Raw genomic sequence first — 23,758 nt, 5'->3', positions numbered from 1 at the left:
CCTATTGATAATATTTTTCCATGGCTTTACAAAGTCCATTGGTAAAAATTAAGCTGATTAGTACGCTGGTGATAATTGCCACTCCAGGTAAAATTGCTGCCCAAGGCGCCAAGTAAATCAGTTCGATAGAATCTTTAATCATCGCGCCCCATTCCGGCGTTGGGCGCTGGGCGCCGAGTGAAATAAAGCCGAGCGCGCTAATATCCAGAATGGCAATGGTAAATGCGCGGGAGATTTCCCGAATATATTGTGCGCTGATATTAGGCAAAATGGTTTCTTTTAACAGCAACCAGTTTGACGCCCCTTCCAGTCGTAACATCAGTACGTATTCCTTTTTTAATTCTATTTGAATGGCTTTGTAAATTTCATGAATAAAATAGGGGAGCAGCGCCAAGGTAATGGCGAGCATGGCGTTAAACAAGCCGGCTTGCATTAGGGTGGCAATAATAATGGCAATCAGCAAAATTGGGATGGTGAGAAAGCTGTCGAAAATATGATTGAGAATTCGAGATTTGATGCCTTGCGACATGCCGGCCCATATGCCGAGAATGCTACCTAAAATGGCAGTAAACATGACCACAATAAGTGACGCGCCAAAAGTGTAGCTGGTGCCGATAATGAGACGGCTGAATACATCACGACCAATATCGTCAGTGCCGAAGAAGTAGGCAATTTGCCCACCTTGTACCCAAGAGGGCGGCAGCAGTTCCAAGCCGATAAATTGCTGATCGCTGTGATAAGGCGCAATAAAACGACTAAAAAGTGCGGTCAAAATTAGCAATAAAAAGAGATAAAAACTTGTCAGGGCAATTTTATCTTGACTAAAAAGTTGCCAAATATCGCGCAATGCGGTGGTTTGTCTAAAGTCTTCCGGTTCTCTATCTTGCATACCAGCCTTTCTTATTTAACGGATCAACGATAAAAGTGAGGATCAATACGATCAGGTTGACGCTAATAATACATAATCCAATCACGATAATGCCGGTAGAAATGCTGTTGTAATCCTGTTGGCTTACCGCATCAATCAACCAGCGCCCGATTCCCGACCAGCCAAATGTCGCCTCTGTAAGCATACATTGTGCCATGACCAAGGTAAATAAACGGGTCATGGAGGGAAGAAGTAAGGGGAGGGTATTGCGTATAATGTGGGTACGCAATATTTTCCATTTTGACCAACCTCGGGTTGCCGCTATTTTGACATAATTTTGTTCAATTAAAAATTCTGCCCGTTGTTGGACTATGCGGGTAATTTCCATTGTTGGCAGAATGGTTAATACCAAGGTCGGCAATACTAAATGTTGTAGTGCATTTTGGATAGCTTTAAGGCGATAGGGTTGCTCGATAAACCATACGTCGATTAGATGAAAACCGGTGACCGGTTTGATTTCATATAACAGATTATACTGTCCGATAGCAGAAATTTCCCATGAGTAAATTGCTGCCATATAAAGGATAATAGGCGCAACCCAAAATACCGGTAAAGATAAGCCGAGGGATGAGAAAGCACGAATGAGTTTTCCCGGTAGGTACTTGCTATTAACTGCACCTAATATCCCTAATGGGATACCAAAGAGAATAGCGAGCAAAATTGCACTAAAACAAAGTTCCAATGTGGATGGGAGTAGGGTAAATATGACGTCTTTTAGCGATTCTCCGCTGACATAACTTATTCCCAAATCACCTTGTAATAAATTACTTATATAAAAACGATAACCGGAAAATAAACTTGGCGTAGCAAACACTTCATTGAGCGGATCGCGTAGAAAAATACTGTAACTTATCAGGGATAAAATTAACAGGGTAATTGCCAGTAATAATAGATGGCGAAAGAAAGAGGAAATCATGGTGTTTCTCCCGCTTGAATTGAGAGCGCAGAAAAATCAATTATGCCAAAAGGTGTCATTTCGATACCTTGTACTTTCGCATTAACGACCAGTACTCGTTTTACGTTCGCTAACGGAATAAGGGGCAATTCTCTTAAAATAATCGCTTGTGCTTGATTATAAAATTGCTCCCGTTCATGTAAGTCGGTTGCTGTTAATGCACTGTCCATTTGTTCTTCAAAATCGCGATAACACCAGTTTGATAGATTTGTTAGGTTATTGGCGGCGTCACATCCTAAAACAGGGCGTATAAAACTGTCCGGATCTAAATTTCCGCCAAGCCATCCGGCTAAAATCATATCGTAATTTTCATTTTGATTTTTTAATTGTTTCATGAGGTAAGTGCGCGTTACCAAACGGATATTAACCATCACGCCAACCTTTGCTAAATCAGCTTTGATTAATTCTGCGGTTTTTATTGGCGAAGGATTATAAACCTGTTCCTCGTTTAATACCCATAAATTTAAATTTATTTTACGATTTTTAAAATAGGCTTGCGCTTTGAGTGGGTCATAATCATAGTCAAAGTCAGGCGTATTAATATTTGCCGCCCATGAAATTGACGGAATAATGTTATTTGCGACAGTCGCGGTTTGGTGATAAATCGTTTGAACTATCCTTTTTCGATTAATTGCATGTGAAATGGCACGACGAAGTTCTACATTTTGCATTGAGGGGCGCGCAAGATTAAAAGCGATATAAGCGAGGTTCATTCCTTCTGTCGATTTGATGTTGTATTTTTTATTATTCTTTTGTAGTAATCCTAATTGCGTCACTTCAGGATAATAGACAATTTGACATTCATTATTAAAGAATTTTACCAAGCGACCGCTTCGCTCGGTAGATAAATCAACCACAATGTTTTCAATATTCGCCTTTTTTTTCCAATAATCATTGTTGCGAATTAAACGGACATATTGATTATGGAAATAATCTTTCACTTGGTAAGGACCTGTTCCCACCGGCAACAAATCCAGTTGCACTAAATTATCGTCAGAATTTAATTGCACTGCATATTCTTGTGAAAAAATAATCGCATACTGGCTGGCTAAATGGGATAAAATGGATGAATCGGGCGCAAACAGGGTAATTTGCACTTGATAAGGATTAATCGCTTTAACCGATTCGATTTTTTCATTTAAACGAATACTTTCAAAATAAGGAAAGCGGACTTTTTTCGCCCGTTCATGGAAAATTTTGTATTGTGGGTTACTGTAATTTTTTACATTTTGATCCAATTCGGGCAATCCCATATTTTGCCCCAACACTCGATTTAAGGAAAAAACCACATCATCCGCATTAAAATCTCGCGTTGGTGTAAACCATGGGGTTTTATGAAATTTCACCCCGCGGCGTAAATGAATTGTAATAGTTTTACCATCTGCAGAAACCGAGTAAGACGTTGCCAACACGGGGACGAGGACTTCACTATTATTTTTTATTTCAAATAATTTGTTATAGATTTGTTCGGTAATGACGTTCATGCCTGTTCCGGAATCCGCTGTTTGCGGGTTAAAAGAAAATCCGCCGGGATAGGTGCAATAAACCAAACCGTTTTGTGTCAGCGTTTCCGGCACTTTCGGCGCCGCAAGGACATTTTCGCAAAGCGTAAATAAACCGAGAAATGTGCAAAGGGCGATAATATTTCTAGTCAACATAAAATCTATATTTGTGATAAATTATAGCCAGATTGTAAGATATTTAATTTAAGTTAGAAACTAAGAATGTTTAATTATATACAAAAAGAATTGGATAGCCTAATTAATCGTAGTTTTGACCGCACTTTGCGTTTGGCGGTTACCGGATTAAGTCGTAGCGGGAAAACCGCGTTTATTACCAGTTTGATTAGCCAATTATTACATATCAATCGCGTGAGTAATCATCATATTCCGCTCTTTGAACCTGCGCGTAATTTATCGATTACCGGCGTAAAACGTATTGGACAATTGGATTTGAAAATTCCACGCTTTGATTATGAGGGTAATTTACGAGATCTCATGGCGGAGCCGCCGCAATGGTGCCGGTCGACACGCGGTGTCAGCGAAACTCGCCTGGCAATTCGTTATCAACGCCGGCAAGGTTTAATGCGTCATCTTAAAGAGCAAGGCACATTATACTTGGATATTTTTGATTATCCGGGCGAATGGTTATTAGATTTGCCGCTATTGGATTTGAGCTATCAGCAATGGTCTTTGGCGCAACAACAGTTATTTAAAGGCATGCGTGCAGACATTGGCGCTGATTGGCTGGCGCAATTAAAACGGCTGGATTTAAGCGCGCCTGCCGACGAAGATGTGCTGGCTAAAATTGCTAAAGCCTATACCGCTTATTTATGGCAATGCAAACAACAAGGCTTGCATTTTATTCAACCGGGGCGTTTTGTTTTGCCCGGCGAATTGGAAGGCGCGCCGACGTTACAATTTTTCCCCTTATCGCATTTAAGTATCAAGCAATGGCAGCCAATTAAACAAGACGCCAAGGGCAGCTACTTTTCCGTATTGCAGCAACGCTATGATTACTACCGCCGCCATATTGTCAAAGGATTTTATCAGGATTATTTTTCTACCTTTGACCGCCAAGTGATTTTAGCCGATTGTTTAACGCCGCTTAACCACAGCCGCCAAGCGTTTTTGGATATGCAAGAGGGCTTACAGCAATTATTTAAGAATTTCCATTATGGTAAACGCACCTTGCTTAATCGATTATTTTCGCCGCGTATTGATAAGCTGATGTTTATTGCGACCAAAGCCGATCACATCACCAGCGATCAACTGCCAAATTTGGTCAGCTTAATGCGTCAACTGGTGCAAGAGGGTGGGCGTTATGTAGAATATGAGGGAATTCAAACGGAATATACCGCCATTGCCGCTATTCGCGCCACGCAACAGTTGAACATCACGCAAAATGGCCAACAATTTAAGGCAATTCAAGGCATTCGTTCCAGCGATAAACAAAAAGTGACCCTCTATCCCGGATCCGTGCCAAGCCGCTTGCCTACAGCGGATTTTTGGGCGCAACAGAAATATGAATTTGATCAATTTGAACCGCAACGCTTAGAGCCGGGCGAAAACCTACCGCACTTACGCATGGATGCGGTATTGCAATTTTTATTAGCGGATAAATTAGATTGACGGACAATCGAGGAAAACCGAAAAAATTATGCAAAAACAGATTTTTGAACAAAATGATGCTCATGTTGAAACGCTTGATGACGAGTTTGTGCCCAAAAAAGAATTTGATTTGAGCAATGCTAACGTTGAAGTAGACAATACAGAGGAACCGGAAGCGGAATGGATAACGGAAAATTTGGGGCAAATTATCCGCCCTAAACCGCGTTGGTGGAAAAAATGCTTAGGATTGACCGCACTTTTATTCGGCGGTGCGACCATTGCACAATCGGTGCAATGGTTAATTGACACTTGGCAACAACATCAATGGATTTATTTCGCCTTTGCTTTGGTGGGATTTGTGGTGGTGATGTCGGGTGTTGTCGCGATTGTGAAAGAATGGCGCCAATTGGCAAAACTTAAACGACGGATGCAATTGCAACAACAAAGTGGGCGTTTGATGTTAGAAAGTGCGGTTGATTTTTCATCAGGTTTGCAAACGGCGGAACAAGGAGAAAAACTTTGTTTGGAAATCGCGCAAAATATGAAACTGGATGTGCAATCGCCCACAATGCAGCAGTGGAAAAAGCAATTAAACGACAGTTATTCCGCACAAGAAGTGGCGCATTTATTTAGCCAAACTGTGTTAAAACCGTTGGATATACAAGCGAAAAAATTAATTAGTAAAAGTGTATTGGAGTCGGCTGTGATCGTTTCCGTAAGTCCGCTGGCGGTGGTGGATATATTTTTTATGGCATGGCGAAATATTCGTTTAATCAATCGGTTAGCCGGATTATATGGTATTGATCCGGGTTATGTCAGTCGACTTCGTTTATTGCGTATGGTGTTTTTAAACATGGCGTTTGCCGGCGCGACTGAAGTCGTGCAGGATATTGGTATGGATTGGTTATCGCAAGATATGACCGCCAAATTATCTGCTCGTATCGCGCAAGGGATCGGCGTGGGATTATTAACTGCGCGTTTAGGCATTAAGACGATAGAATTTTGTCGTCCGTTGGTATTGAGCAAAGAGGAAAAATTGCGCTTAGGTACCGTTCAAAAAGACCTATTAAGTCAATTGAAAACCACGGTGTTGGGCGGCGAAAAAATCAAAGAGAAAACAAAAGTGTAAATTTTTCTTATCGTTTGTTTTAAAAAAGGTGCTATTTTATCGGAACTTGCGATAAAAACTACGTTCTTTAGGGCATATGGATATAAGGTATAAAAATTGGTACAATGATTTTTTCACAGAGATGTCTTCCATGTTTCTCCTAACGTTAAGGCATAGCGACAGGGCTTAAACGGGTATTTCTTAGCCCTCACAAGCTTTCTGCCAAGAGTAGACTCCGTTTTGTATTCTAAGTCGGTAAGCCTTTTTTCTTGATTTAGGAGAGATACTCAATTTAATCTTAATTATGGAGTTGTTATAGTGCCTCAACAAGAACACAATAATCGTACAGATATTTATAACCATGCCCGTTCTGAAAAAAATGTCCGTGCTGCGGCATTGGCTGGCGGTGTGGGGACTATGCTGGAACAATTTGATTTTGCGATCTATGGTTTAGCAGCAGCATTAGTTTTTCCTCAAGTCTTTTTCCCGCAATCCGATCCGCTTGCCGGTGCATTGATGGCATTTGCCGGGTTTGCAGTAGGATTTTTAGCCCGCCCTATTGGCGGCATTATTTTTGCCCATTTTGGTGAGGTTTACGGTAGAAAATGGGTACTGGTCATGACATTAGCATTAATGGGCGTTGCTACCTTTCTCATCGGCTGTATTCCAAGTTATGAATCCATTGGAATTGCAGCACCGATTTTATTATTTCTATTACGTTTATTACAAGGTTTGGGGGCTGGTGCGGAGCAATCCGGTAGTGCGACATTATTAGCAGAAACTGCTCGGATTGGTCAGCGTGGACGTTTAAGTTCCTCGGTAATGGTGGGTGCTGCGGCGGGAACGGTATGTGGCACCTTCATGTTTTCCGTTATCCAATGGTTAATTCCTGAGCAGGATTTCATTAATTGGGGATGGCGGATTGTATTTTTATTTTCTGTTATTGTGACCATTGCTGCTTGGTTAATTCGCCGCCATTTGGCGGAGTCGCCGGTATTTGAGCAACTAAAAAGATCGACATCAGAAAATCACAAAACAGAGGCTCCGTTAGTTCAATCGGTAAAATATGGTTGGAAACGCATTGTACAGGTTGCCATAATGAATTGGGGACCAAATACGAATTCTTACACCGTGCAAACTTTTTTTGTAACCTATGTCACAGCACATGTTTTTTTAACCGGTACAACCGATTTTTTTCCACGTTCTACGATTACCGATATCCAACTTATCGGAGCCTTTATCGGCATGATCTCCGCTTTTATGTGGGGTGCATTATCCGATCGGTTTGGACGAAAACCCATATATTTGTTGATCGCCGGATTGGCAACGATTATGCCATTTATTTATTTCAACTTATTGGATAGCGGATCCGTCTTTTTAGTCAGTGTTGCGGTTATATTGGGTTATATTTTCGCGGCTTATGGGAATGTTGGCGTACAAATGGCTTATTTCCCGGAGCTATTCGGTACAAGGTATCGCTACGCCGGAGTTACTGTAGCTCGTGAAATTTCGTCCTTAATCGGTGGTGGTATTGCTCCTATGATTTGTTCATTTCTACTGCTTGCTTACGGTACGTGGTTACCTATTGCTATTTACATTGGCTTTACTATGCTGTGTTCTTTCTTGGCGACATTATTTGTGCCGGAAACCTTGGATCGCGATATGACTATTGTTACCGATGCAGTAAAAGGCGAAGATCGAACAGGTTTTTAAAATAAATAAAAGAATACCGCACTTTTAGTCACTGCGGTATTTTTTATGCGTAAAGTGTAATTAATCCATTACGGTTTGATAATAATCTGTTACTGAACAACGTGTTATGGAACAAAGATATTGCCGGAGAATAATTTATGCAAAGCAAAACCGTCTCTTTTGATGATCTTATCGCTGAAAGTAATAATATGCATTCTGTAGTGGAAAATGCGAAGAAATTTGCTGTCTTGAATGCCCCGCTGCTTATTCAGGGCGAAACCGGAACCGGAAAAGATTTACTTGCGCGTGCTTGCCATAACGCCGGTGCAAGGTGCGATAAAAAATTTATTGCGGTAAATTGTGCGGGTTTGCCAAGTGATGATGCGGAAAGCGAAATGTTCGGACGGGTAGATAAAGGTTATGAGAGTATAGGTTTTTTCGAATATGCCAACGGTGGCACGGTGCTGCTTGACAGTGTTGCAGAATTACCTTTGTTATTACAAGCCAAGTTATTGCGTTTTCTCAATGATGGCACCTTTCGTCGTGTTGGTGAAGAAAAAGAACATTTCGCTGATGTGCGGGTGATTTGTACTTCGCAAGTGCCACTACAACGTTATGTTGAAGATGGCAAAATGCGTGGTGATTTATTTCACCGTTTGAATGTTCTCAGTTTGACTATCCCTCCTTTGCGTGAACGTCCGGAAGATATTGTGGCATTCACTACACTTTTTATCCGGCAAATTTGTGAAAGTTTAGCGATTTCTATTCCTCGTCTTGAAGATAATATATTGCCTTTTTTAAAAAGCTATGCTTGGAAGGGAAATGTGCGCGAGTTGCATAATGCCCTTGTTCGTGCCTGTACGCTTGCGCAGAATAATCGGATTAGGTTAGCGGATTTAGCGTTGACGAGAAAAGACAGTATACCACTTAAAATTGAAGAATTTGGCAATAAAACTTTAGATGAAATTATGAGCAATTTCGAAGCCATGGTATTACGTAAATTTTATGAGCAATACCCGAGCACTCGTAAACTTGCTGCTCGCTTGGGGGTATCGCATACTGCTATTGCCAATAAATTAAAAAACTATGGGATAGGGAAATCATAAATTCTGATATTTTCTTGGCGTAACAAGTAAAAAAGACCCGATTTTTTAAATTCAGCTCATAATCCGGCGAGAAAGTGCCGTTCAAACGTGAACTTAATGCTTGATTTACATGGAAAAGTGATTTATCTCGGCTCTTTTTCTAAATTAATTATGCAGGGATTGCGTATCAGTTTTATGGTACTCCCTAAATCGTTGCTTGGTGTCTATCATCAATATTGTGATTTTTTCATTCTTCCGTTTCCCGCTTTGAGCGGCAACGTTTAACCAATTTTATACAGCAAGGTGAATTTGCCAAGCATATTCAACGGATGCGCAAAATTTATCGTAAAAAGAAGGAGTTATTTTGTCAATTATTGGCAAATTGCAAATCCAAAGTGCGTTATTATAGGGAGCATTCCGGGTTTTATTTGCTGATTGAAATTCTTGAGCAAGAAAAAACGCAGGGAAAATTGACCGCACTTGCATTGCAAAAGGGAATTGTGGTTTATCCGGTGGATTATGAGCAACGCCTCTTATTTTCTTTGGGCTTTAGCGATTTGTCGGAAAACCAATTGCAACAAGAGGCAATTTATTATTGGATATTTGGCAGCTTAAATAAGTTAATCCACTATGCTTCCTTTTAGCCATTTACGCACCCAATTTCGGTTAGGCGAGAGTTGTTGCAGAATATCTTCCCGCAGCGGTAAGGGTTCGGCATAGATAAGTGAGGCGAGAATTTCGCCCAACAAAGGTGCGGAGGTTAATCCACGTGATCCCAGTGCAGCGACGAGATAAAGATTAGGAAAATAAGCGGCATTTTCAATCGGTTGTTTTCGGCGCCGCAGGTTAAATAGGTTATGATATTGTTGGCGCTGCTGCGCAAAATCGGACACATTGCCCAGCATTGGAATGCGATCGCGGGTTGCGCAACGCACGCCGATACGCGCTTGATTGCCGGAGGTATCCACGTCATTAACCCAATCTACTGATGCCAAATTGTGTTGAATTTTTTGTTGGTTTTCCTGTTGTTCCTGCACGCTAAATGTACGTTCGGCATTATCACGCACATGGCTTGCACCGATACAATGGGATTGTTTGGCTTGGTCAACGGGCGTTAAATACCCGTCGTAACACAGGACGGATTTCAATTTCAATAGATGTGGAGAAGTAAGAATTTGGCTCACTTGACCGCGCACCGGATACAGCGCCAATTTTTCCGTTTGAGCAAAATCGGTAATTTGATGCCCATTGGCTAGCACGACGACCTCATGCACCATTTTTTCACCTTGGGCATTGGTTAATACCCATTGAGATTGGCGCTCCAGTGCGGTGATTTTTTGTAAAGTTTTGATTTTTACACCGCACTTTTGCAAATAGGCAAAGGTATTTTGCACCAATTGACGCGGTGCAAGCCATGCGCCTTGTTTGATAAAGCCGCCGCCACAAGGCAAGGGTAAACCAACTTTTTCGCTTAATTGGGCGGCATTGAGCGGCTGATACAATTGCGCAGACCAAGAATAATCAGCAATTTTGGCTAATTTTTTAGCGCTTTTTTCGTCATAAGCACATAACCCAACGCCACAAAATTCATGTTCAAATTCAATTTGTTGCGCAATCAGCCAATGTAATTGTTGCAATCCGTAAGCAAAGGCGTGGATATAAAAACGGATATTGCGATGATCGTCGTCGCTAAGTTGCGGATAAAATGCCCCTTGTTTATTGCCTGATGCATTGAGCGCCAGTGCCTCATCTTCGCAATAAAGGGTCACATTGGCACCACGTTGTAACAAGGAAAGTGCGGTGAATAATGAGGCAATTCCGCCGCCGACAATGGCAATATCGGCGTTCTCCTGCGCCAATTTTGCCGGCTGTGGTAAATACCATGGCGTATTGGCGGGCGTTTCGTCGGCTTGCGGTTTCATTCCGTGTAAACATTCTCGTTTTTTCGCGAAGCCTGCCCGTTTGTGAACTTTAAATCCGGCAAATTCCAGGTTTTTTCTGACCGCACTTGCCGCGGTAAAGGTGGCAAAGGTGCCTTGTGGCTTAGTATAGCGAAAGATAAGATTGAGCAAGTTAGGCTGCCACATTTGTGGATTTTTACTCGGCGCAAACCCATCTAAAAACCAAGCGTCAATTTTATTTTGCATATAATCGCCCAGCTGTGGCAGGTTGTCGGCAATGTCGCCCAGCCATAAATCCAAGCGGGTTTCAGCAAAATGAAATGGGTAGCAACCAACGATAAAAGCTTGCCAATGGGTTTGTAATTGTTGACTTAATTCGCCAAATTGCGGGTAAGTTTGATGTGCTTGGCGCAAAATTTCCACCGGCAACGGGTACTTTTCAAAGGAAATAAAAAATAAGCGTTTTAACGGTGATTGAGGAAATTGCGCTCGAAATTGGCGAAAAAGGGTTGTAACCGATAAAAAATTTAGTCCAGTCCCAAAACCGGTTTCAGCAATGGTGAAATGCGTATGAGGAAAATGGCACCAACGTTCCCATAATTGATTTCCTTGTTGAAAAACATAGGTGCTTTCGGCTAAACCGTCTTGGTTGGAAAAATAGACGTCCTCGAATTGTGCAGAGACAGGCGTGTTGTTGTGATTAAAATATATCTCTGCTTGACTTACGTTGAACATGATGTCGTTTATCTCTTTGTTGAGTAAATGATTTTTGTTATAATAGCGAAAATTTTTGTATTGGTCTAACCTTCAAAGAAATACTTGCAATATTTTCAATTCATAGTAAGTTAGCCAGCAGTTGTATTGACATTTAACGCAAAGGAATAATTTATGAAAAGAGCTGTGATCACCGGTTTCGGTGTTATCTCCAGTATTGGTAATAACAAAGAAGAAGTATTAGCTTCATTAAAAGCGGGAAAATCAGGTATTGAAGCGGTTCCCGCGTTTGTCGAAGTCGGTATGCGTAGCCATATCGCCGGTACCATCAAATTAACGCCGAGCGAATTAATTGATCGCAAAGTATATCGTTTTATGGGGGATGCGGCGGCGTATGCGTATCTTTCAATGAAAGAAGCAATCGAAGATGCAGGTTTAACAGAGGATCAAGTTTCCAACGATCGTACTGGATTAGTGATTGGTGCCGGAACGGGGTCAGCGCATAATCAGTTGGTAGCTTGTGATGCAGTGCGCGGTCCACGCGGTGTGAAAGCGGTTGGACCTTACGCGGTAACGAAAACCATGGCATCCAGTGTTTCTGCCTGTTTGGCAACACCTTACAAAATTCGTGGTGTTAATTACAGTATGAGCTCCGCTTGTGCAACTTCTGCACACTGTATCGGACATGCCCTTGAATTAATTCAATTAGGCAAACAAGATATTGTGTTTGCCGGCGGTGCGGAAGAGCTATCTTGGGAATGTGCCGCTGAATTTGATGCTATGGGCGCGGTTTCCACTAAATATAACGATACGCCAACTAAAGCTTCTCGGGCTTATGATGCTCACCGAGATGGATTCGTGATCGCCGGTGGCGGTGCTGTTGTAGTGGTGGAGGAATTGGAACACGCCCTTGCGCGCGGTGCGAAAATTTATGCGGAAATCGTCGGTTATGGAGCCACTTCTGATGGTTACGATATGGTGGCACCAAGTGGCGAGGGGGCGGAGCGCTGCATGAAACAAGCCTTGTCAACAGTAGATACACCAATTGATTATATCAACGTACATGGAACTTCTACGCCGGTGGGCGATGTGAAAGAATTAGGGGCCATCAAAAATGTCTTTGGCGACAACGTACCGGCAATTTCTTCTACGAAATCTATGACCGGTCACTCATTAGGTGCCGCCGGCGCCCATGAGGCGATTTATACGTTATTAATGTTACAAAACGATTTTATCGCCCCAAGCATTAATATTGAAACCTTGGATGAAGCTGCGGTTGGTATGAACATTGTCACCGAAACCAAAGAAAACGCCGGTTTACAAACCGTTATGTCAAACAGCTTCGGCTTTGGCGGTACCAACGCCGCGTTGGTTTTCAGACGTTATAAATAAATCGGTAACCTCGTCTTTTAAGTATAGAAAGTGCGGTCATTTTGAGCTGCTCCTAAAAAGTTAGACTGCTTTAATTTAAATCGAGCCCTGTATTGTACAGGGCTTAGTCCTTTCAATTTAACTTGAATACGCTCATTGTTGTAATAATGAATATTTCGACATACTATTGCCTAATAGTGTTAATCGTCACTTTGAATATATTTTTACTTATGAGAAATGTTCAGAAGTGAGCATAGAAAAGACAACAAATCGAATTGAAGGTTTATTTAAAGAACTCAAAGATAAATTACGCTCGCATATTGGTTTAACTGGAGGGCATAATATTTTGTTTATAAGGATTTTTTAAATAAAAAAGCAACCAAAAGTCAAAAGTAATAAATATCAATTATTTTTCCTATATAGTGGAAAATGTATCATTTTCGATGGGATTCAACACCGATACCAATATTACTGATGGAAAACATATTTCAGTGGAAAAGGATTTAAGCATAAATTAATCTGACAGGCACTGTGGTTTTAAACGGAGTCTGTCAGATTGAGCTTGTTCTTCTACAGGTTTACGCTTCTTATATATTATTTTGGGGGCTGTCCTAGATAACGACTAAAACCCCCATTTAGGTTAAGATAACCCAATGAAAAAAAGTCGTCTAAGTCAGTACAAACAACATAAACTCATAGAACTGTTTGTGGCAGGTGTAACTGCTCGAACAGCCGCCGAGTTAGTAAATGTAAACAAAAGCACCGCAGCCTATTACTTTCACCGTTTGCGATTGCTCATCTATCAACATAGCCCTCATCTGGAAATGTTTGAGGGCGAAATTGAAGCGGACGAAAGCTATTTCGGCGGAACCCGCAAAGGTAAACGAGGTCGTGGTGCAGCCGGTAAAACTGCTGTATTCGGGCTTTTAAAGCGTGACGGCAAGGTTTATACCGTTGTCATTCCGAACACGCAATCTGCCACACTTTTGCCGATTATTCGGGAAAAGGTGAAACCGGACAGCATTGTTTACACCGATTTTTATCGAAGCTATGATGTGCTTGATGTGAGTGAATTTAATCATTTTCGCATCAACCACAGTACTTACTTCGCCGAAAATCAAAATCACATTAACGGGATAGAGAATTTTTGGAGCCAAGCAAAAACGCCATTTGCGTAAATTTAACGGCATTCCTAAAGCCCATTTTGAGCTGTATTTGAAAGAATGCGAATGGCGTTTTAATTACAGTGACTTAAAATCTCAAGTTTTCTTTTTAAAACAATTGGTTAAGGGGAGCTTAAGCTAGTTATCTAGGACAGCCCCTTATTTTTTATGTTCATCGCAGTTTTTGAGATCACTGCATTTCCCGTATAAATATAGGCTATGGGTTTTGAGTTTAATCCCATGTTCGGCGCTGATTTCGCGTTGGCGTTTTTCGATAATTTCATCATTAAATTCAAACACTTTTCCACAATCAATGCAGATAATATGATCATGGTGTTCTGCCGGAGCAAGTTCAAAGACGGATTTGTTGCCTTCAAAGTTATGTCGAATTAATATATTGGCTTCATCAAATTGATTAAGCACACGATATACCGTTGCCAAACCGATATCTTCGCCACGTTCAAGCAACATCTTATAAATATCTTCTGCAGAAAAATGCTGAACTTGATTTTCTTGCATCAACGCCAAAATAGTTAAGCGAGGTTCTGTAATTTTGAGTCCTGCTTTTTTCAGTAATTTGATATTTTCTTCAGACATAATTGCCCCTTATATTTGAATTTAAGCTAACTCTGCCAAGCACATTTCATCGTAAACTTGTTTTACCCATTTTTCTACGCGTTCGGCAGTCAACTCCGGCTGGCGGTCTTCGTCGATACATAAACCAACAAAAGTATCATCATCAATTAATGCTTGCGAAGATTCAAAATGGTAGCCTTCTGTTGACCAATGTCCTACGATAATTGCGCCATGCGGTTCGATAATGTTGCGTACCGTTCCCATTGCATCACAGAAGTATTCAGCGTAATCTTCTTGATCCCCACAACCAAAAATCGCCACTAATTTATCAGTAAAATCAATTTGTTCCAAGGTTGGGAAAAAATCGTCCCAGTCACATTGGGCTTCACCGTAATACCAAGTTGGAATGCCGATCATTAAAAAATCATAGGCTTCGATATCTTCTTTGGTGCTTTTCGCAATATCACGAATATCAGCAAGGTCGGAACCTAATTGTTTTTGAATCATTTTGGCAATGTTTTCTGTATTGCCTGTGTCACTCCCGTAAAATATACCAACAATAGCCATGTGTTATTTCCTATTTTCTTGTACCGAAAAATAATGTTGTAAGATATTTTCAATTAATTCTGCGCGGCTGGTACCTTGTTTTGACGCTTGCGCCTCTAATTTTTGCACCAATTCCAAATGCAGTTTTAATTCAATTCGTTTCAACCCGCTTGATTTATCTCGGCGCAGTTGATTTCGCTTGTTAACTCGAATTTGTTGCTCTCGGGTCAGTGGGCTGGTTTTGGGACGCCCCACCTTAGGAGTATTTGCAAACAGATCCAACGTTATGCAATCTGCATCCTGTTTTGCCATTTTCAACTCACTTGAGTTTATTTTAACGTTGAGCTAATTGAGAATGATAAGCCACAACTTCTTTTTGTGGCGAACTATAGCATAATTCCGACACAATTTAAACCCTATTAATCAAGTAAGAATTAGGACAGAAAACGCGTAATGGCTTTGATCACTAATTCAGGTTTATCAGCGTGGATCCAATGTCCGCTGCCATTGATGGTAAATGAGGTTGCTTTGGGAAATTGTGCCAAAATGGTTTGCGTATATTCCGGCAAAATATAATCAGACAAGCCACCCTTGATAAACAGCGTTGGTTTGTCAAAAAAACAAGGCGACCAATCCATCAGGTGCATATAATTGGCTTTAAGTGCGGTCAAATTAAAACGAAATCGTTGCGGCGTCTCGGCGGCAAAGGATTTGAGCATAAATTGTCGCACACTTTCTTCGCGAATATGTTGCGCTAAAATCGGTTTCGCCTCTTGGCGAGTATTCACTTGCGCTTCTTTTACCGCAAACAAGCCGTTAAACACGCTATCATGCCCGTGATTGCCGTAATTCACCGGCGCAATGTCAATCACCACCAATTTCTCTACCAAATCCGGGCGCAATGAGGCGGCACGCATCGCAGTTTTTCCGCCCATAGAATGCCCAATTAAAATGACTTTTACTAATTGCAAATGCGTAATTACTTGCAATACATCCCGAGCCATCAGATCATAATTTATTTCATCACTATGGAAACTATGACCGTGATTACGTAAATCAAGGCGCAGAATTGAATATTGCTCTGAAAATGCCCGCGCAATAATACCCAGATTGTTCATATCGCCAAATAAACCATGGATAAAAACCAATGTTGGCTTCATATTGTCTTGTTTTAATTGGTGAAATTGGAAGTTAAGTAAATTTTGTTGTAACATCATTTTTGCATAGAGAATTTGTGCATAAATCGTTATAATGTTGCAAAATTCCAAAGAGATCAAGTAAGTGGAGAGAAAAAATGAAAATTATTGAAGTGGATGAAGAACTTTATCAATATATTGCCAGCCAAACGCAATCTATTGGCGAAAGTGCCTCTGATATTTTAAGACGTTTGCTCCATTTTTCGTCCAAAAGTGCGGTCAAAATTGACGACAAATTGGTGGCAGCGAAAACGCCGGTGGAATTAACGCCAATTGAGCCTGCGATAATTCCTTATTCCGTCAGCAATGAAAAAGCTGCCACACCGGAAATTGCGTCGGTGACGATTAAACCGGTGAAAAAACAATCTGATGAATCGATTCGGAAAATTGTTGATCGTGTGCGCCAAGTGCTTCGTTCTGAAGATTTTCAGCAGGAAACAAAAGCGGTTGTGCGTTTTTTATCCATTTTGACTGCATTGTATCGCACCAATCCGGAAAGTTTTGCGCAAGCGACAGAATCGCTCCAAGGGCGGACGCGGGTTTATTTTGCACGTGATGAAGGGACATTATTAATGGCAGGTAATCACACCAAACCAAAACAAATTCCGGATACGCCATATTGGGTGATCACCAACACCAATAGTGCGCGCAAAATGTTGATGTTGGAGGGCGCGATGCAATCCATGCATTTGCCGGATGAGTTAATTGAAGAGATTCGAAGCTATTTTATTGCAAATTAGATCTAACTATGTTTCTTTGGCAACAATACGCAAGTTCTCCAACCTTGCAGCATAAAATTGCCTTGCGTGATGAGCAAGGCAACGCTGTTACTTGGCAACAACTCGCCGCTCATATCAATCAACTTGCTTTTTCACTCCAACAACAAGGTGTTTCTTCGCAATCAGGCGTTGCGTTGTACTGTAAAAATAGCTTACCTGCCTTGTTACTGTATTTAGCCGCCATTCAACTGGGCGCGCGAGTGATGGGCGTAAATCCTGCGTTTCCTGTGGAGAAAATGCAGCGGTTATGCCAACTTTATCAAATTCAATTTTATTATGCGTCGCAACTTGACAATCAACGAGATAAAACTTCACAAAGTTTGACCGCACTTTCCGTGGATTTAGGTGATAAATCCGTTTCGGCAGATCTTTTTGCCGCTTGGGATCAAACGCGACCGGCAACCATGACGCTTACCTCCGGTTCTACGGGTACGCCAAAAGCGGTGGTGCATTCGGTTCAGGCACATTTGGATAATGCGCGTGGGGTGTGTCAATTAATGCAATTTTCAGCGGAAAATTCTTGGTTACTTTCTCTCCCGTTGTATCATGTTTCCGGTCAAGGTATTGTATGGCGCTGGTTAACCGCAGGCGCACAGTTGCATTTACCGCAAAGCGATTTTTATTATTCAGTTACGCAAGCCTCGCATATTTCTTTAGTGCCGACCCAGTTGCAGCGTTTTTTACATTATTTGCAAGCACAGCAAATTAACCGGTTTAAAACTCAACATATTTTGTTAGGCGGAACTAACATTCCCCTTAAATTGACGCAAGCCTTAATTCCATTGAAGATTAAAAGTTATTCCGGTTATGGGATGACGGAAATGGCGTCCACTGTTTTTGCCAAAGCCGGTGATTTACGCCAAGGCGTCGGGCAACCGTTATTAGGACGGGAGTGGAAAATCGTTAATGATGAAATTTGGTTGCGTGGCGCGGGATTAGCGCTAGGCTATTGGCAGCAAGGTAATGTGGTTTCTTTGCTAAATGAGCAAGGCTGGTTTGCCACCAAAGATAAAGGCTGTTGGCAAGACAATGAATTGCTGGTATTGGGGCGGATGGATAATATGTTTATTTCCGGCGGCGAAAATATCCAGCCGGAAGAAGTTGAACAAGTGATTTTAGCTCATGAGAATATTGAACAGGTTTTTGTTTTGCCGATAGATGATGCAGAATTTGGGCAACGTCCGGCGGCAATGATAAAATTTAAGGAGAGTTTCTCGCAAAGTGCGGTTAAAAATTTAACAGATTGGTTATCTGGTCGATTAGAGCGGTTTAAACAGCCGGTGAAATATTTTCCATTAAATGTTGAAAATAGTCAGCAAGGAATTAAAATTTCCCGTCATTTATTAAAAAATGAATTACACAAATTATTAGGAAAGTAAGATGCGAAGAATTTCTGTGCTAACTCGATTGCTTTTGATTATCGGTTTGGTTGTTGCCTTTAGCCAGGCGGGCTGGGCGAAATTGCCGACGGAAAAAGATTTACAAACGCAATTGGATGCGGCAAAAGCGGATGAAAGCAAAAAAGCCGATATACAAAATTTAGAAGATACTTTGGTGTTGTTATCTAAAATTGCAACCCAAAAAGAAAGTAATAACGCGTTAGAAGCGGAAATCGGCAATGCGGCTAAAGGGATTGTGAAAGAACAGCAGGCGTTGGATAAGTTGAAAGATACAGGAGAACAGACGACGCTAAACTTCGGGCATTTATCCTTATCGGAACTACAATCGCAATTAGCACAGACACAGCAAAGTTTGCAACAGGTTCAGACGGAATTGACTTTTATCAATGCACAATTAGTCAATCTTCGTTCATCGCCGGAACGGGCAAAAAATGCATTAAGTACTAATTTGGCGCGCGGACAGGAAATCGATAAATTATTGTTTGATACGACCATCAGTGCAACGACTAAAACCAAATTGGAAACCGAGTTGGCGTTGCTGGAGTTGCAAAATAGTTATAATCAAACCTTATTAAAAGGAAATAACGATTTAATTTCGTTGTATTCGTTGCAAACGGAAGATAAAACCTTGCGTCAGCAACAATTACAAAAAAAATTGACTGCACTTCAAGAGACAATCAATGAAAAAAACTTGCAAGAAACGCAACAGCAAGTAGAAAAATTGAGCCAATCGCAATCGAACAGCGAAGCAGATAATCCAATTTTGAGCGAGCAATCGCACATTAATTTAATGATTAGCCAAGATTTGGTGAAGCAAACGACGCAACTTAATGCACTTTCACAAGATAATTTGCGTGTTAAAAACGTATTAGATAATTTGCAACAAACCGAGCGCAATATTAATGAGCAAATTAGTGCGCTGCAAGGTACCTTGGTATTATCCAAAATAATCAATAAACAGAAGCAATTATTACCGCAAGATCAATTTATTAGTGGACTTTCCAAGCAAATTACCGATTTGCGCGTACGTATTTTTGATCTGACGGAATTGCGTGATCAACTTTACGATACTTCCGCTTATATTAGTGATTTAGAGAAAAAAAATGCCATCAGTTTTTCGGCAAATGAAAAAATGCAGTTAGGTACGATCTTGCAAGATCGCCGCAAACTCGTATCCGATACTATTACTTCGCTAAATAATCAATTAAATTTAGCGATCAATATTGAGCTTAACCAGCAACAGGTCACCGCGATCAGTGACAGTTTGCAAAGCAAATTGCAACAACAAAGTTTTTGGGTAAAAAGTAATGTGCCGATTGATATGGATTGGGTAAAAAACTTTTTGACCAATGTGAGTTTTGAGCTTAAAGAAATTAGCGCACAAATTAATTTTACCAATTGGCGGGAGAATTTAGTACCGGCAACAGCCTTGATCACGATATTGTTGCTGGTTGCGGGATTGATTGTTTGGCGTAAACCTAATATCAAACGACGTTTAAGTGAAATTAACGGTAAAGTCGGCACGTTGACTTCAGATAGCCAATGGTACACGCCGGAGGCGGTATTTTGGACAATTATTCTTTGTTTACCAAGTACCTTGGTATTTTTATCTGCTTTGATTTTTATCACCTTTATCTGCTTTGAAACGCCGGCGAAATATTGGTGGTGGAGCTTGGAGATGGCGGGGTATTGGTTGTTTTTCGCCTTCATGTTGGCAATGCTCCGACCGAATGGATTATCTCATCGTCACTTTAATATGCCGCAACAGAACGTGGAAATTTTCCGTAGCGTGTTAAAACGCTCGGTCTGGATTTCAGCATTGTGGCTGAATGCAGGGATGTTTACTTATTTAGATTCAGGGATTACCAATGATGTGATTGGACAAGTGATGACCATTTCCGTATTGATTGTGTCCTTATTTATCGTTGGTCCTCGTTTGCGCTATGCTGTACAAGCCTACCAAGATAATCAACAAAAAGTCGGGTGGTTGTATAAATTTACTCATATATCATTAGTGCTGGCACCAATGGCGTTAATTAGCTTAATTCTGATGGGATATTATTATACTGCGCTTAATTTGATGGATCATTTGATGTCATCTTACTTTGTCTTTGTCGTGTGGTTGGTATTTAGAGATATCATTTATCGTGGATTTAGCGTATCTTCCAGACGTCTAGCCTATCGACGTTTAAAAGAAAAACGTGAGCAAATGAAAAATAATAGCAACCAAGATACGGACAATGAGATTACAATTGATTTACAACAAGATGAATTAACCATTGCCTCGGTTAAAAGCCAAGTCTTGCGCATGGTCGATCTCTTTTTATGGTGCTTGTTGATTGGACTATTTTCTTGGGTTTGGGCAGATTTGATCACGGTTGCCTTTTATTTACAAGGTGTAACTTTATGGCAACAAACCGTGACTACCGACGCCGGCGTGGTGATGGAGTCGATCACGTTATTGAACTTGTTACTGGCAATCGTGATTTTATTGGGCACCTATGCCATAGTGCGTAATATTGCTGGTTTATTGGAAGTTTTAATCTTCTCACGTGTTAACTTCTCGCAAGGTACGCCTTATACCATCACAACCTTATTGACCTATTTTATTATCGCCATTGGCGCGGCGGTTGCGTTTTCAACACTTGGAATGTCGTGGTCAAAATTACAATGGTTATTCGCCGCCTTGTCTGTCGGTTTAGGTTTCGGTTTACAAGAAATTTTTGCGAACTTCGTTTCCGGTATTATTATTTTATTTGAAAGACCGGTACGTATTGGCGATATGGTAACTATCGGCAACTATTCCGGAACCGTATCGAAAATTCGTATTCGTTCTACTACGCTGATTGACTCTGATAACAAAGAAGTGATTGTGCCGAATAAAGCATTTGTAACAGAACGTCTGGTGAATTGGGCATTAGCCGATTCAATGACAAGGGTTGTTATCTCTATCGGTGTAGCTTACGGCTCTGATGTAGATTTAGTTAAATATTTACTATTACAGGCAGCAAATGAAAGTGAGCGGGTTCTTAAGGATCCTGAACCGACGGCATATTTTTTATCATTCGGTGCCAGCACATTGGATCATGAATTGCGAGTTTATGTGGGCAAATTAGGTGATCGTACGGTAACAATTGATTTCTTAAATAGACGAATTAATCAATTATTCGCTGAACATAATATTGAAATTGCGTTTAACCAGCTTGATGTGTTTATTAAAAATCAAGCCACTAATGAAGAAATTAAAGTGAATTCTGAAAAATTAAATTAAGGAAGTGAAATAAATGGCAGGAAATAGTATTGGTCAACTTTTTCGTGTGACCACCTTTGGCGAGTCGCACGGGATTGCATTAGGTTGTATTGTTGATGGTATACCGCCGGGGTTAGCGTTAAGCGAACAGGACATTCAACCGGATCTTGATCGTCGTAAACCGGGAAGCTCGCGTTATACCACACCGCGTCGTGAAGATGATGAAGTACAGATTTTATCCGGTATTTTTGAGGGCAAAACGACGGGAACCGGTATTGGTATGATCATCAAAAATGCCGATCAGCGTTCGCAAGATTATAGTGAAATCAAAGATCGTTTTCGCCCGGGACATGCAGATTATACCTATCAGCAGAAATATGGATTGCGTGATTATCGTGGCGGCGGTCGTTCTTCCGCGCGTGAAACGGCAATGCGTGTAGCGGCGGGAGCGATTGCCAAAAAATACCTGCGTGAACATTTCGGTATTAAAGTGCGTGGCTATTTGTCACAAATCGGGCAAGTACAAATAGATCCGGCAACAGTGGCGGATGTTGCTCAAATTGATTGGCAGCAAGTGAACAGTAACCCGTTTTTTAGTCCGGATCAAAGTGCGGTGGAAAAATTTGATGAATTGATTCGCGAGTTGAAAAAAGAGGGCAATTCTATCGGCGCGAAACTCACCGTAGTGGCAGAGAATGTGCCGGTTGGGTTGGGAGAACCGGTATTTGATCGTTTGGATGCGGATTTGGCGCACGCGCTGATGAGCATTAATGCGGTGAAAGCGGTGGAGATTGGCGACGGGTTTGCTGTGGTGACACAAAAAGGGACTGAACATCGTGATGAAATGACGCCGGAAGGATTTTGTTCCAATCATGCAGGCGGTATTTTAGGCGGAATAAGTTCCGGTCAACCGATTATTGCCACCATTGCGTTAAAACCGACCTCCAGCATTACTATTCCGGGGCAATCGGTGAATTTGGATAATCAACCGGTGGAAGTGGTGACTAAAGGTCGCCACGATCCTTGCGTAGGTATTCGTGCGGTGCCGATTGCAGAAGCAATGGTAGCCATTGTATTGCTGGATCATTTGTTACGTTTTAAAGCACAGTGCAAATAGTGGAATTTATGTTTAATTATTTTAGAATTGCTTTAAGTGCGGTTATTTTTTTATTGTTTTGAGCTCAGTATCTTTTGCAAACTCGGAGTATTGGCAACGTGTTAAACGTCCTATTCCGGGTGACCCAATGCCGATCGGTTCTTATAGCAATGGTTGTATTATTGGCGCACAGGCCTTGCCGTTTGAAGGCGAGGGTTATCAAGCTATTCGTACCGGTAAAAATCGATATTACGGTCACCCGGATATGATCCATTATTTACAGCGTTTAGGCAAAAAAGTCAGTCAAGCCGGATTGCCGACCATGTTGATTGGCGATATCGCGATGCCGGGTGGTGGACGTTTTCTTACGGGACATGCGAGCCATCAAATGGGATTAGACGCGGATATTTGGCTACGTATGGGACGTTTGTCGGCAAAAGAGGCGCAAGATCCGTCAGGTATGGGATTATTGGTCGTCAATCGTAAAGCGCAGCGAGTAGATGATCGCCTTTGGTCGACCAATCATGTAGAACTTATTCGTTTGGCGGCGGAAGATCCGCAAGTAAACAGGATTTTTGTTAATCCGGCGATTAAACTTAAATTATGTCAAACCGTAAAAGGCGATCGCAGTTGGTTGCATAAAATCCGTCCTTGGTTTGGGCATGACTCCCATTTTCATGTGCGTTTAACTTGCCCACAAGGAGCGGCGTATTGTGAAAACCAAGCGCCAATTCCGGCTGGAGAAGGCTGTGGTGCAGAGTTGTATTCTTGGTTTGAACCGGCAAAACCGACGCCCTCGGTTTCTAAGCCAAAAGTTGTTCCGCCGGAGCCGGCTTTATGTCAACAAGTGATGGATGCACCCAATCGTAGCGAGTGGTTAGAATAGGA

20 protein-coding genes and 2 pseudogenes are annotated in these 23,758 nt (G+C 41.4%); 13 read left to right on the top strand and 9 right to left on the bottom strand.

The genetic code is table 11. The features are described from left to right. Window position 1: 1 nt before the first annotated feature. From CFY87_RS01780 to CFY87_RS01770, 3 genes are read right to left on the bottom strand one after another with little or no spacing between them, the layout of a single operon-like run. Entirely contained in the window at window positions 2-889 is an 888-nt protein-coding gene (locus tag CFY87_RS01780; RefSeq protein WP_094945585.1) for an ABC transporter permease subunit, read from the bottom strand. Next, a complete protein-coding gene (locus CFY87_RS01775; protein ID WP_094945584.1) occupies window positions 879-1,844 on the bottom strand; it encodes an ABC transporter permease in 966 nt (321 codons plus the stop codon). Before CFY87_RS01775 ends, CFY87_RS01780 begins: the two co-directional genes overlap by 11 nt. Then, window positions 1,841-3,541, bottom strand: coding sequence for an ABC transporter substrate-binding protein (locus tag CFY87_RS01770; protein ID WP_094945583.1), 1,701 nt, complete (start codon window positions 3,539-3,541; stop codon window positions 1,841-1,843). The genes CFY87_RS01775 and CFY87_RS01770 overlap by 4 nt, the downstream gene beginning before the upstream one ends. 66 nt (window positions 3,542-3,607) lie before the next feature. On the opposite strand from CFY87_RS01770, the gene CFY87_RS01765 reads away from it, so the two are divergent. From CFY87_RS01765 to CFY87_RS12620, 6 genes are all read left to right on the top strand, one after another. Then, window positions 3,608-5,014 (top strand): YcjX family GTP-binding protein, encoded by a 1,407-nt coding sequence (locus tag CFY87_RS01765; protein WP_094945582.1) that lies wholly within the window; start codon window positions 3,608-3,610, stop codon window positions 5,012-5,014. Between the two features lie 28 nt (window positions 5,015-5,042). Beyond that, window positions 5,043-6,122: a TIGR01620 family protein gene (locus CFY87_RS01760; RefSeq protein ID WP_094945581.1), complete on the top strand. Its 1,080-nt coding sequence runs from the start codon at window positions 5,043-5,045 to the stop codon at window positions 6,120-6,122. Window positions 6,123-6,419: 297 nt separating this feature from the next. Beyond that, complete coding sequence (locus CFY87_RS01755; RefSeq protein ID WP_201793230.1) at window positions 6,420-7,814, top strand: MFS transporter; 1,395 nt, start codon at window positions 6,420-6,422, stop codon at window positions 7,812-7,814. A gap of 137 nt (window positions 7,815-7,951) precedes the next feature. Next, window positions 7,952-8,899, top strand: a complete 948-nt coding sequence (locus CFY87_RS01750; RefSeq protein WP_094945580.1) for a sigma 54-interacting transcriptional regulator — start codon at window positions 7,952-7,954, stop codon at window positions 8,897-8,899. 96 nt (window positions 8,900-8,995) lie between these two features. Beyond that, window positions 8,996-9,163: a hypothetical protein gene (locus CFY87_RS12625; protein WP_158216597.1), complete on the top strand. Its 168-nt coding sequence runs from the start codon at window positions 8,996-8,998 to the stop codon at window positions 9,161-9,163. A gap of 44 nt (window positions 9,164-9,207) precedes the next feature. Then, window positions 9,208-9,522: a hypothetical protein gene (locus tag CFY87_RS12620; RefSeq protein WP_094945579.1), complete on the top strand. Its 315-nt coding sequence runs from the start codon at window positions 9,208-9,210 to the stop codon at window positions 9,520-9,522. On the opposite strand, the gene mnmC is transcribed toward CFY87_RS12620, so the two are convergent. Then, window positions 9,499-11,514 (bottom strand): bifunctional tRNA (5-methylaminomethyl-2-thiouridine)(34)-methyltransferase MnmC2/FAD-dependent 5-carboxymethylaminomethyl-2-thiouridine(34) oxidoreductase MnmC1, encoded by a 2,016-nt coding sequence (mnmC, locus tag CFY87_RS01740; protein WP_094945578.1) that lies wholly within the window; start codon window positions 11,512-11,514, stop codon window positions 9,499-9,501. The two genes, CFY87_RS12620 and mnmC, sit on opposite strands and share 24 nt — an antisense overlap. A gap of 153 nt (window positions 11,515-11,667) precedes the next feature. Here mnmC and fabB point away from each other — a divergent pair, with 153 nt between their 5' ends. Beyond that, window positions 11,668-12,885 (top strand): beta-ketoacyl-ACP synthase I, encoded by a 1,218-nt coding sequence (gene fabB, locus CFY87_RS01735; protein ID WP_094945577.1) that lies wholly within the window; start codon window positions 11,668-11,670, stop codon window positions 12,883-12,885. Between the two features lie 17 nt (window positions 12,886-12,902). Here the strand turns inward: fabB and CFY87_RS12615 are convergent. Further along, window positions 12,903-13,040: pseudogene (locus tag CFY87_RS12615) on the bottom strand (IS3 family transposase); the annotation flags it as partial. 477 nt (window positions 13,041-13,517) lie between these two features. Here CFY87_RS12615 and CFY87_RS01720 point away from each other — a divergent pair. Beyond that, a pseudogene (locus tag CFY87_RS01720) lies at window positions 13,518-14,169 on the top strand (IS1595 family transposase). Window positions 14,170-14,186: 17 nt separating this feature from the next. Here CFY87_RS01720 and fur read toward each other — a convergent pair. The 4 genes from fur to CFY87_RS01700 form a co-directional block, all read right to left on the bottom strand. After that, window positions 14,187-14,624 carry a ferric iron uptake transcriptional regulator gene (gene fur, locus CFY87_RS01715; protein WP_094945575.1) on the bottom strand — a complete coding sequence of 146 codons (438 nt, stop codon included), beginning with the start codon at window positions 14,622-14,624 and terminating at the stop codon, window positions 14,187-14,189. Window positions 14,625-14,645: 21 nt separating this feature from the next. Further along, window positions 14,646-15,170: a flavodoxin FldA gene (fldA, locus tag CFY87_RS01710; protein ID WP_094945574.1), complete on the bottom strand. Its 525-nt coding sequence runs from the start codon at window positions 15,168-15,170 to the stop codon at window positions 14,646-14,648. 3 nt (window positions 15,171-15,173) lie between these two features. Then, window positions 15,174-15,461, bottom strand: coding sequence for a LexA regulated protein (ybfE, locus tag CFY87_RS01705; protein ID WP_094945573.1), 288 nt, complete (start codon window positions 15,459-15,461; stop codon window positions 15,174-15,176). A gap of 122 nt (window positions 15,462-15,583) precedes the next feature. Then, window positions 15,584-16,363 (bottom strand): alpha/beta fold hydrolase, encoded by a 780-nt coding sequence (locus tag CFY87_RS01700; RefSeq protein ID WP_094945572.1) that lies wholly within the window; start codon window positions 16,361-16,363, stop codon window positions 15,584-15,586. Window positions 16,364-16,443: 80 nt separating this feature from the next. Between CFY87_RS01700 and seqA the strand changes: the two genes are divergently transcribed. From seqA to mepA, 5 genes are read left to right on the top strand one after another with little or no spacing between them, the layout of a single operon-like run. After that, window positions 16,444-17,085: a replication initiation negative regulator SeqA gene (gene seqA, locus CFY87_RS01695; protein ID WP_094945571.1), complete on the top strand. Its 642-nt coding sequence runs from the start codon at window positions 16,444-16,446 to the stop codon at window positions 17,083-17,085. Between the two features lie 8 nt (window positions 17,086-17,093). Continuing rightward, window positions 17,094-18,503, top strand: coding sequence for an o-succinylbenzoate--CoA ligase (gene menE / locus CFY87_RS01690; RefSeq protein WP_094945570.1), 1,410 nt, complete (start codon window positions 17,094-17,096; stop codon window positions 18,501-18,503). A 1-nt stretch (window position 18,504) separates the two neighbouring features. After that, window positions 18,505-21,795 carry a mechanosensitive channel MscK gene (gene mscK, locus CFY87_RS01685; RefSeq protein WP_094945569.1) on the top strand — a complete coding sequence of 1,097 codons (3,291 nt, stop codon included), beginning with the start codon at window positions 18,505-18,507 and terminating at the stop codon, window positions 21,793-21,795. Between the two features lie 13 nt (window positions 21,796-21,808). Beyond that, window positions 21,809-22,891, top strand: a complete 1,083-nt coding sequence (aroC, locus tag CFY87_RS01680) for a chorismate synthase (protein ID WP_094945568.1) — start codon at window positions 21,809-21,811, stop codon at window positions 22,889-22,891. A gap of 52 nt (window positions 22,892-22,943) precedes the next feature. Continuing rightward, the gene (mepA, locus tag CFY87_RS01675) at window positions 22,944-23,756 is read left to right on the top strand and encodes a penicillin-insensitive murein endopeptidase (protein WP_094945567.1); all 813 of its coding nucleotides are present in this window, start codon (window positions 22,944-22,946) and stop codon (window positions 23,754-23,756) included. The last annotated feature ends 2 nt before the right edge of the window (window positions 23,757-23,758 follow it).

The sequence above is a fragment of the Actinobacillus seminis genome, assembly GCF_002263215.1.
Classification (GTDB): Bacteria; Pseudomonadota; Gammaproteobacteria; order Enterobacterales; family Pasteurellaceae; genus Actinobacillus_B; species Actinobacillus_B seminis.
This window is presented reverse-complemented; position numbering and strand designations above follow the sequence as displayed.

Excerpts from the sequence above, each read along its gene's own strand:
- aroC (WP_094945568.1), top strand. The coding sequence starts at position 21,809 with ATGGCAGGAAATAGTATTGGTCAACTTTTTCGTGTGACCACCTTTGGC.
- CFY87_RS12625 (WP_158216597.1), top strand. The coding sequence starts at position 8,996 with ATGCTTGATTTACATGGAAAAGTGATTTATCTCGGCTCTTTTTCTAAA.
- CFY87_RS01760 (WP_094945581.1), top strand. The coding sequence starts at position 5,043 with ATGCAAAAACAGATTTTTGAACAAAATGATGCTCATGTTGAAACGCTT.
- CFY87_RS01750 (WP_094945580.1), top strand. The coding sequence starts at position 7,952 with ATGCAAAGCAAAACCGTCTCTTTTGATGATCTTATCGCTGAAAGTAAT.
- CFY87_RS01770 (WP_094945583.1), bottom strand. The coding sequence starts at position 3,541 with ATGTTGACTAGAAATATTATCGCCCTTTGCACATTTCTCGGTTTATTT.
- CFY87_RS01780 (WP_094945585.1), bottom strand. The coding sequence starts at position 889 with ATGCAAGATAGAGAACCGGAAGACTTTAGACAAACCACCGCATTGCGC.
- mscK (WP_094945569.1), top strand. The coding sequence starts at position 18,505 with ATGCGAAGAATTTCTGTGCTAACTCGATTGCTTTTGATTATCGGTTTG.
- ybfE (WP_094945573.1), bottom strand. The coding sequence starts at position 15,461 with ATGGCAAAACAGGATGCAGATTGCATAACGTTGGATCTGTTTGCAAAT.
- fur (WP_094945575.1), bottom strand. The coding sequence starts at position 14,624 with ATGTCTGAAGAAAATATCAAATTACTGAAAAAAGCAGGACTCAAAATT.
- fldA (WP_094945574.1), bottom strand. The coding sequence starts at position 15,170 with ATGGCTATTGTTGGTATATTTTACGGGAGTGACACAGGCAATACAGAA.
- fabB (WP_094945577.1), top strand. The coding sequence starts at position 11,668 with ATGAAAAGAGCTGTGATCACCGGTTTCGGTGTTATCTCCAGTATTGGT.
- menE (WP_094945570.1), top strand. The coding sequence starts at position 17,094 with ATGTTTCTTTGGCAACAATACGCAAGTTCTCCAACCTTGCAGCATAAA.
- mnmC (WP_094945578.1), bottom strand. The coding sequence starts at position 11,514 with ATGTTCAACGTAAGTCAAGCAGAGATATATTTTAATCACAACAACACG.
- seqA (WP_094945571.1), top strand. The coding sequence starts at position 16,444 with ATGAAAATTATTGAAGTGGATGAAGAACTTTATCAATATATTGCCAGC.
- CFY87_RS01700 (WP_094945572.1), bottom strand. The coding sequence starts at position 16,363 with ATGTTACAACAAAATTTACTTAACTTCCAATTTCACCAATTAAAACAA.
- CFY87_RS01775 (WP_094945584.1), bottom strand. The coding sequence starts at position 1,844 with ATGATTTCCTCTTTCTTTCGCCATCTATTATTACTGGCAATTACCCTG.
- CFY87_RS01765 (WP_094945582.1), top strand. The coding sequence starts at position 3,608 with ATGTTTAATTATATACAAAAAGAATTGGATAGCCTAATTAATCGTAGT.
- CFY87_RS12620 (WP_094945579.1), top strand. The coding sequence starts at position 9,208 with ATGCGCAAAATTTATCGTAAAAAGAAGGAGTTATTTTGTCAATTATTG.